The organism is uncultured Planktosalinus sp., from assembly GCF_963973675.1.
Classification (GTDB): domain Bacteria; phylum Bacteroidota; class Bacteroidia; order Flavobacteriales; family Flavobacteriaceae; genus Planktosalinus.
In genome coordinates this window covers 1-7370 of the sequence record NZ_CAXBAN010000116.1, presented here as the reverse complement: position 1 = coordinate 7370, position 7370 = coordinate 1, and the positions used below count along the sequence as shown (strand labels likewise).

At 38.0% G+C, this 7370-nt stretch carries 9 protein-coding genes and 1 pseudogene; 9 read left to right on the top strand and 1 reads right to left on the bottom strand.

The genetic code is table 11. From position 1 onward, the window contains the following. From AACY61_RS06220 to AACY61_RS06195, 6 genes are all read left to right on the top strand, one after another. Positions 1-1110, top strand: a 1110-nt coding sequence (locus AACY61_RS06220; protein WP_339610718.1) for a Na+/H+ antiporter NhaC family protein, incomplete at its 5' end; no start/stop codon positions are given. 166 nt (positions 1111-1276) lie between these two features. Next, positions 1277-1912 carry a peroxiredoxin gene (locus AACY61_RS06215; RefSeq protein ID WP_339610717.1) on the top strand — a complete coding sequence of 212 codons (636 nt, stop codon included), beginning with the start codon at positions 1277-1279 and terminating at the stop codon, positions 1910-1912. Positions 1913-1914: 2 nt separating this feature from the next. Beyond that, positions 1915-2229, top strand: a complete 315-nt coding sequence (locus tag AACY61_RS06210; protein WP_339610716.1) for a thioredoxin family protein — start codon at positions 1915-1917, stop codon at positions 2227-2229. Further along, positions 2210-2458: a hypothetical protein gene (locus AACY61_RS06205; RefSeq protein WP_339610715.1), complete on the top strand. Its 249-nt coding sequence runs from the start codon at positions 2210-2212 to the stop codon at positions 2456-2458. Before AACY61_RS06210 ends, AACY61_RS06205 begins: the two co-directional genes overlap by 20 nt. A gap of 116 nt (positions 2459-2574) precedes the next feature. Continuing rightward, positions 2575-3075, top strand: coding sequence for a thiol peroxidase (gene tpx / locus AACY61_RS06200; protein WP_339610714.1), 501 nt, complete (start codon positions 2575-2577; stop codon positions 3073-3075). Further along, the gene (locus AACY61_RS06195; RefSeq protein ID WP_339610713.1) at positions 3072-3446 is read left to right on the top strand and encodes a diacylglycerol kinase family protein; all 375 of its coding nucleotides are present in this window, start codon (positions 3072-3074) and stop codon (positions 3444-3446) included. Before tpx ends, AACY61_RS06195 begins: the two co-directional genes overlap by 4 nt. A gap of 1 nt (position 3447) precedes the next feature. Here the strand turns inward: AACY61_RS06195 and AACY61_RS06190 are convergent, their stop codons facing one another. Continuing rightward, a complete protein-coding gene (locus AACY61_RS06190; RefSeq protein ID WP_339610712.1) occupies positions 3448-5598 on the bottom strand; it encodes a TonB-dependent receptor in 2151 nt (716 codons plus the stop codon). A 391-nt stretch (positions 5599-5989) separates the two neighbouring features. On the opposite strand from AACY61_RS06190, the gene AACY61_RS06185 reads away from it, so the two are divergent. The 3 genes and pseudogenes from AACY61_RS06185 to AACY61_RS06175 form a co-directional block, all read left to right on the top strand. Then, positions 5990-6583: a DUF1801 domain-containing protein gene (locus tag AACY61_RS06185; RefSeq protein ID WP_339610711.1), complete on the top strand. Its 594-nt coding sequence runs from the start codon at positions 5990-5992 to the stop codon at positions 6581-6583. A gap of 77 nt (positions 6584-6660) precedes the next feature. Beyond that, on the top strand, positions 6661-7161 hold the full coding sequence (locus tag AACY61_RS06180) for an RNA polymerase sigma factor (RefSeq protein ID WP_339610710.1): 501 nt from the start codon (positions 6661-6663) through the stop codon (positions 7159-7161). 4 nt (positions 7162-7165) lie between these two features. Further along, positions 7166-7370 (top strand): annotated as a pseudogene (locus AACY61_RS06175) (hypothetical protein); the annotation flags it as partial.

Genomic DNA, 7370 nt, shown 5'->3' with positions numbered 1-7370 from the left:
GCGATATTTTTGGCTTCCTGTGTGATAATATGTTGTGTGATTTCGGTGGCTACCGGAAGTAGCTGGACGACATCGGCCACTGTGGGTATTGCCCTGATTGGTATTGCCAGTGCCCTCGACATTTCTTTAGGTATGACCGCAGGAGCCATACTTTCCGGTGCTTATTTTGGGGATAAGCTTTCGCCACTTAGCGATACTACTAACCTCGCACCGGCTATGGCTGGGACTGATCTATTTACACACATCAGATATATGACCCTTACCACCGTGCCCACCATTGTAATTACCCTGATAGTTTTTATCATTATTGGTCTGAATATGACTACCACAGGTGCAGTTGAAACTGAAAGTATCCTTACTTCCATTGATGCAGCTTTTAATATCAATCCCATACTTTTTGTAGTACCCGTACTGGTGATTGTTTTAATTGTAAAAAAGACCGCTCCCTTAGTGGCATTGCTCATTGGTACATTACTCGCAGGTCTGGCTGCGCTAATTTTCCAGCCGGAAATTGTGGCAACCATTGGCGGGTCGGAAACCCTAACTTTTGAAAGCGGCTATAAAGGTGTGATGAATGCTATAACGGTAGACACAATTGTAGCAACAGACAATGAAACCTTGGCTGATTTGTTCTCTGCAGGAGGTATGAGCGGGATGCTGGGCACTATCTGGCTAATAATCTGTGCGATGGTGTTTGGGGGCATTATGGATGCCATCGGGGCATTAAAAGTAATCACTCGTGCTTTGCTCAAGCTTTTTCATACCACCTTCGGGCTTTTTGCAAGTACCGTAGCAAGTTGTCTGGCATTGAATCTCACGGCTTCAGACCAGTACCTCGCCATTGTTGTTCCCGGAAAAATGTTTTCTAAAGCCTACAAAGACAAAGGCCTGGCTCCCGAGAACCTGAGTAGGACACTGGAAGACTCAGGTACAGTTACTTCTGTGCTGATCCCCTGGAATACCTGTGGTGCTTATCACAGCGGCGTGCTGGGTGTGGGTGTGGGTGAATATTTCTTTTATGCCATCTTCAATTGGTTAAGTCCGTTTACCACGCTGTTTTTTGCAGCCTTCAGTATCAAGATAAAAATGTTGACAAGCAAAACGGCATAATACAGCACAACTTTTTTGAAAGTCAGTTCTTAAAAAACATCAATAAAAAAACACTATCAAAAAGCCTTATCTTTTAATAAGATTTTAGGATGAAGCCTTAGGTGAAAAGTGTGTTTTCATCTTACCTTTGCACATAATTTACAAACAATAAAAACAATAAAAAATTATGGCATTAGTAGGAAAACAATTTCCCAACATCGAGATTGACGCAATGGACGAAATGGGAGACACTTTCAAGCTTAATATTCGCGAAGAAGCGATTAAAAATAAGAAAAAGGTTTTGCTGTTCTGGTATCCGAAAGATTTCACTTTTGTATGTCCCACAGAGCTTCACGCTTTTCAGGAAGCCTTATCTAAATTTGAAGACAGAAATACCAAGATCATAGCTGCTTCATGCGATACCCCTGAAGTACATTTTGCGTGGTTGAATACACCAAAAAATGCCGGAGGCATTGAAGGTGTGACCTATCCCATTCTTTCTGATACAAACAGAAACCTGTCCAACCGTTTGGGTATTCTTGATATTGTTTCTGAAAAATATGACGAGGAGTCAGACAGCTTTATTTATGAAGGCTCAAACGTGACCTATCGAGCTACTTACCTTATTGATGAAGAGGGAAAAGTGTTTCACGAAAGTGTAAACGATATGCCACTCGGTAGAAATGTTAACGAGTACATCCGTTTGATTGATGCATACACCCACGTGCAACAAAAAGGTGAGGTATGCCCTGCCAACTGGGAAGAAGGCAAGGATGCCATGAAGGCAAACAGAACCGGGGTTGCTGAATATTTAAGTAATTAAATATGGTCATCGAACTTGAACAAGACAACCTAAATGAGGTTGTGGCCGAAAAAGAAAACGTCATTGTGCAGTATTCTGCAGGATGGTGTGGAAACTGCCGTTTGATGAAGCCTAAGTTTAAAAAGTTTGCTCAGGAAACTGAAAACTTCACTTTCCTGATGGTTGATGCAGAAAGGTTTCCCGAAAGCAGAAAGTTAGCAAAAGTTGACAACCTACCTACCTTTGCAACCTTCAAAAACGGACACCTTGTCAACCAGGTGCAGACCAATAAAACTGATGTTTTAAAAGACCTGATCGATGAAGTTACCCGTAATTAGGCATTTACAAAAGAATAATTCGCCGGAAAAGATTCAGCATTGTATCGAAGTGCTGGAGTCCTTCAGCGAATACAACAGAATCACCGATGAAGAAATGGATGTGGTGGGTGAACTCATCACTAATCTTTGCGGTGCATATGAAGTAGCTGATATGATTGAAAAAGGCATGGACGAACGCGATGCGGCAAACAATTTTGCCAAAAAAGTGATGGGTTCCATAGACCGGTAATAGATACAACTGATATAGTAAAAAGCCTGTTTTTATTTAAAAACAGGCTTTTTTAATTTAACCATACATTGGCCATTTTAATAGGGCTATTTTTTTACTTTTACTTAAAAAAACTTATGGCACAAATTACTTTAGACGGTTCACCCACAACAACCACCGGCGAATTGCCCGAAAAGGGAAAAACCGCTCCCGATTTCACATTAACTAAAACTGATTTATCTGATATTTCACTTCAAGATTATCGAGGTAGCAGGCTCATTTTAAATATTTTTCCAAGTGTGGGAACAGGAGTCTGCTCTGCATCTGTAAGAAGATTTAATAAAGAAGCTTCAAAGCATGAGAATATTAATGTAATATGCATTTCCAAAGACCTTCCTTTTGCATTATCGGCTTTTTGTGGAGCGGAAGGAATCAAGAATGTGGAGACTTTATCTGATTTTAAGAACAATGAATTTGGAATCAACTATGGTGTAAGAATTGAATCAGGAATATTTCAGGGGTTGCATGCCAGAGCAATTATCGTTCTCGATGAAGAAGGCCGGGTGGTTTACAACCAGCTGGTTCCTGAAATTGGTCAGGAACCTGATTATACCGAAGCGTTAAAGCACGTTCAATGAACAAAAAAAACTTCATTAAAAGCCGATTGAATGGTTTTTATTATGCTGCCAAAGGCGCCTGGATTCTTATTAAAAGTGAAGAGAGTATTCAGGTACAGTTGACAGTGGCTATTGCTGTGACCGCTGCGGGATTTTATTTTAAGATTACCCCGGTAGAATGGATGATGCAATGCCTTGCTATTGGATTGGTAATTAGTATAGAAAGTCTCAATACTGCTGTGGAAGAAATAGCCAATTTTATTCACCCTGATTTTCATAACAAAATTGGAAAAATTAAAGATATTGCTGCAGGTGCAGTTTTTTTTGCCGCCCTCATAGCAATCATCATAGCAGTATTTATTTACTGGCCCTATATTTTTCAAAAAAACTAAGTTACAACTTATCCAACTGATTGCTTTTTTTATCCTCGCTTATTGTCCAAAAAAATCCAATAAAGAAAAACCGATCGGCAGTTGGGGTGATGGCTTTCCGGTTGTAAATTCCATTTCCGGAAGGAGTATCGGCATACTCATATCCAAAAATATTTTTCACACCCAACAAATTGGAAACAGAGAAATACAGTATTTTTTGCTCACTTAGCAAATAAGCCCAATTAAAGCCGGAACTGTGGTAAGATTTAGTCTTACCATTCATAAAGCTTGAATCATTTGGATTATTGAATGGCCTACCGCTATGAAATGTATGCGAAAAGCCCAGTTGTGACCTCCAATCCTGAACCCAGTATTTCATAACAACAGAAGCTGTATGTTGAGCGACAAATGAAGGTGTGGCTTTCAATGGAAAATCCCGATACAAACGCTCTGTATCTATAAATGAATACGAAACCCAATATTCGGTATTTTTAAAACTTTTACCGTCCCTCCAAAAAACATCCAACCCTCCCGCATAACCTTGACCTTTATTTGAAATGTTTGAAAAATAGACCTCCTTTTCATTTTCAAAACGAATCAAGTCCTGATAGTGCTTATAATAGCCTTCTACCCTCAAAGTTCTGTGATTATGAGCGTATTGATAATTTAAAATATAATGAGCTGCACGCTCACTACTTAAGCTTTTGCTATGTTTTAAATAGTCTTGCTTTGGAGCTTGTGAAAATAAGCCATACGCCATAGAAAATTGAGCGTGTTCACCGCTTTTGTAGGCAAGTGAAACGCGCGGACTTAAATTGCTTTCATTCAATAATGCATCATACTGAAATCGCAACCCGATTTGTGTAGCAAACTTTTTCGAAAAATAGACAGCCGCTTCACTATACAAACCAACAACAGTAGAAGTAAAACCCGAATTTAATTTAAATCCCTGTTCTTGAAATTGTTCATCAAATTGGGTGTAAAAAAGTTCTCCGCCGGCCATTATTTTAAACCTGTTGGAAAACCTACGATTTATTTTAGATTTAAAATGCAGGGCATGTTCCTGGTTTTTCACACTTACAAAATCCGGAAAAATTGAATTAGATGATAAACCATAACTCAAACCGGAAAAATACTGCCAGTTGTTACTCCAAAAGGATTTATATGAAGTATTGAAATATAGGTTTTGGTTGTTTAATTTAATTCGTTGAGAAGCTTCCTGGTTGACATCTTCCCTGTTAAAATCAAAAGTAGAAGCATCAAAAGCCGCATAGGCTTTAAAAAGCCCCTTTTCAAAATGTTTTCTGTAAACAGTCTCTCCTGAAAATGACTGAAATGCCTTGTTCCAATTTAACCGTTGTGGTACAACAAGTTGGTAGGGCTCAAGGTTTACATAGGCCGTGTTAATTGAAAGGGAACTGTTTTTTCCTTTGAATGAATGCCCAAGACCCAGTCCAACACTCATCAGGGAAATTTCCGTTTGATTTTGTTCCACTTCATTTTTTGTATCCATCAACAATACACCTGATAATGCCTCACCATATTCAGCCGAATAACCACCAGTTGAAAAAGACATCCCACTGAATAAAAATGGAGAAAACCTACCCCGTGTAGGAATATTTTGAGCGGAGGCCCCGTAAGGCTGAGCCACCCTGATGCCGTCAATAAACGTTTGGGTTTCGCCTGATTCACCACCCCTGACAAATAAACGGCCACTCTCCCCTACTGTTTGCGTTCCGGGTAAGGTTTGCAATGCTGCCACTATATCACCGGCAGCCCCTGCAGTTGTTACAATATCCAATGGTTTTAATACTGATGTCCGGGCTTTGTCACCCGCTTCAAATGTTCCTGCATTTAATGTCACGGCCCCCAAGGTTGCAACATCTTCTCGTAATAAAATTTTTAATTCCTGCATTTGCTGAACATCAGTAATAATTAGTTTTGTTTCATAAGACATATAGGAAACCTGAAGGGTTTGTTTGCCCTTCACTTCTGTAGTAAATAAAAACTTCCCCTCAGCAGTACTGATTGTTCCATCATAAGTACCTTTCAGAAAAATATTAGCACCACTTATTGGGTTGTTTTTTTCATCATAAATATATCCGGAAATCGTAGCTTGGGCATAGAATTGAGCGCCTGCTAAAAGCAAAACAAATAGAACTAAGTATTTCATGGTTGATTTTTCAGCAAATCTGCAACTCAAATTCAAATACACGAAATAAAAATTTCCGAATCGTATATTTTCAACGATGAACTGTAAACAAAAAAGCCACCTAAAAAAGGTGGCCATAGTGTAGTTTTCGAAATTGCTTTCGCATACAGCGAAAGGGTTGCAGGAATTACTTCTTCTTTGAAGTAGTCTGCACAGCCTTATTTACCGCCTGTTTAGGCGCAGCTTTTTTAGGCTGAGGCTTACTGTTTGACTTGCTTTTTGTCATAACTGTTGTGATTTAAAATCATAGTAAATGTACAACAGATTCTGTCTTATTGATTTTCGTTAAGAAAGAATTAACTAAAAGATTTTTTTTACATTTAGACCCTTCAATTGTTAATTAATTTGAAAGATGGTCACTGATCAAGTTACTGCATATATTGAAAAACAAACCCATTGGCAAGAAGCACTTTCCAAACTCAGAAGCATTTTAAAAAATACTTCACTGGAAGAAACAATTAAATGGGGAGCTCCTGTATATGTTGCTCATGGCAAAAATGTGCTGGCGATAGCCGGATTCAAAAATTATTGCTGTATTTGGTTTTATCAGGGTGTTTTTCTTAAAGATTCCCAAAAAAAATTAATGAACGCACAGGAAGGAAAAACAAAGGCACTCAGACAATGGCGTTTTGAATCAATTGATGAAATAGACGAAACACTGATTTTGAATTATGCCGAAGAAGCAATAGCAAACGCCAAAGAAGGTAAAGAAATTAAACCCATTAAAAGTAAAGAAATTAAGCTCCCTCTTGAGCTTAAAGAAGCCCTTGAGAAAAATACGGCTTTAAAACAACGTTTTGATACACTAACTCCCTACAAACAAAAAGAATATAAAGAACATATTGGCAGTGCAAAACAAGAAAAAACACGCCTCAACCGGCTTGAAAAATGCATTCCTTTGATTTTGAAAGGCATAGGTCTTAATGATAAATATAAAAACTGTTAATACTGTTTTTAAAATGAGGTTTGTAACAAATCCATATTAAAGTATACTAACTCTGCAACACTAACCTAAAAAACATTTTGAGTAAAGAACTGGAACATAGTTTTGTGACTCAGCTGGAGGAAAATCAAAACATTGTGCATAAAATTTGTAGGTTATATACCAATGATGCAGATTCACACAATGATTTATTTCAGGAAATCACAATTCAATTGTGGAAAGCATTTCCAAAATTCAGAGGAGATTCAAAATTTAGTACCTGGATGTACCGTGTGGGATTAAATACAGCCATCACCCTTTACCGAAAATCCAAACGAAGTGTTCATACAAATACTCAGGATTTTGAAAATGTAAGCTTTAAAATTACAGCTGATGAATATGACGATACAGTAGAAGTGCAACTTAGACTGATGTATGACGCAGTAAAACAACTCAACGACATTGACAAAGCGCTTGTTTTTTTATACCTAGAAGACAAAAATTACAAGGAAATTTCAGATACACTTGGGATAACTGAAGTTAATGCCCGTGTTAAAATGAACAGAATAAAAGAAAAGTTAAGAACTATACTCAATCCGTAGAACTATGGATCAACTGGAATTACTAAAACAAAACTGGAAGCAACGGGATCAAGAACACCCCAGGCTTACCTATGCCCAAATATACAACATGCTGTTTAAAAGGTCCACTTCAATTGTAAAATGGATTTTTATCATCAGTTTACTTGAGTTGTTTTTATGGATCGGACTTTATTTTGTGTCACCAAAGTCCTCGTTTGAAATCATCGAAA

Coding starts and splice junctions, on each gene's coding strand:
- tpx (WP_339610714.1), top strand. CDS start 2,575: ATGGCACAAATTACTTTAGACGGTTCACCCACAACAACCACCGGCGAA.
- AACY61_RS06215 (WP_339610717.1), top strand. CDS start 1,277: ATGGCATTAGTAGGAAAACAATTTCCCAACATCGAGATTGACGCAATG.
- AACY61_RS06205 (WP_339610715.1), top strand. CDS start 2,210: ATGAAGTTACCCGTAATTAGGCATTTACAAAAGAATAATTCGCCGGAA.
- AACY61_RS06185 (WP_339610711.1), top strand. CDS start 5,990: ATGGTCACTGATCAAGTTACTGCATATATTGAAAAACAAACCCATTGG.
- AACY61_RS06190 (WP_339610712.1), bottom strand. CDS start 5,598: ATGAAATACTTAGTTCTATTTGTTTTGCTTTTAGCAGGCGCTCAATTC.
- AACY61_RS06195 (WP_339610713.1), top strand. CDS start 3,072: ATGAACAAAAAAAACTTCATTAAAAGCCGATTGAATGGTTTTTATTAT.
- AACY61_RS06210 (WP_339610716.1), top strand. CDS start 1,915: ATGGTCATCGAACTTGAACAAGACAACCTAAATGAGGTTGTGGCCGAA.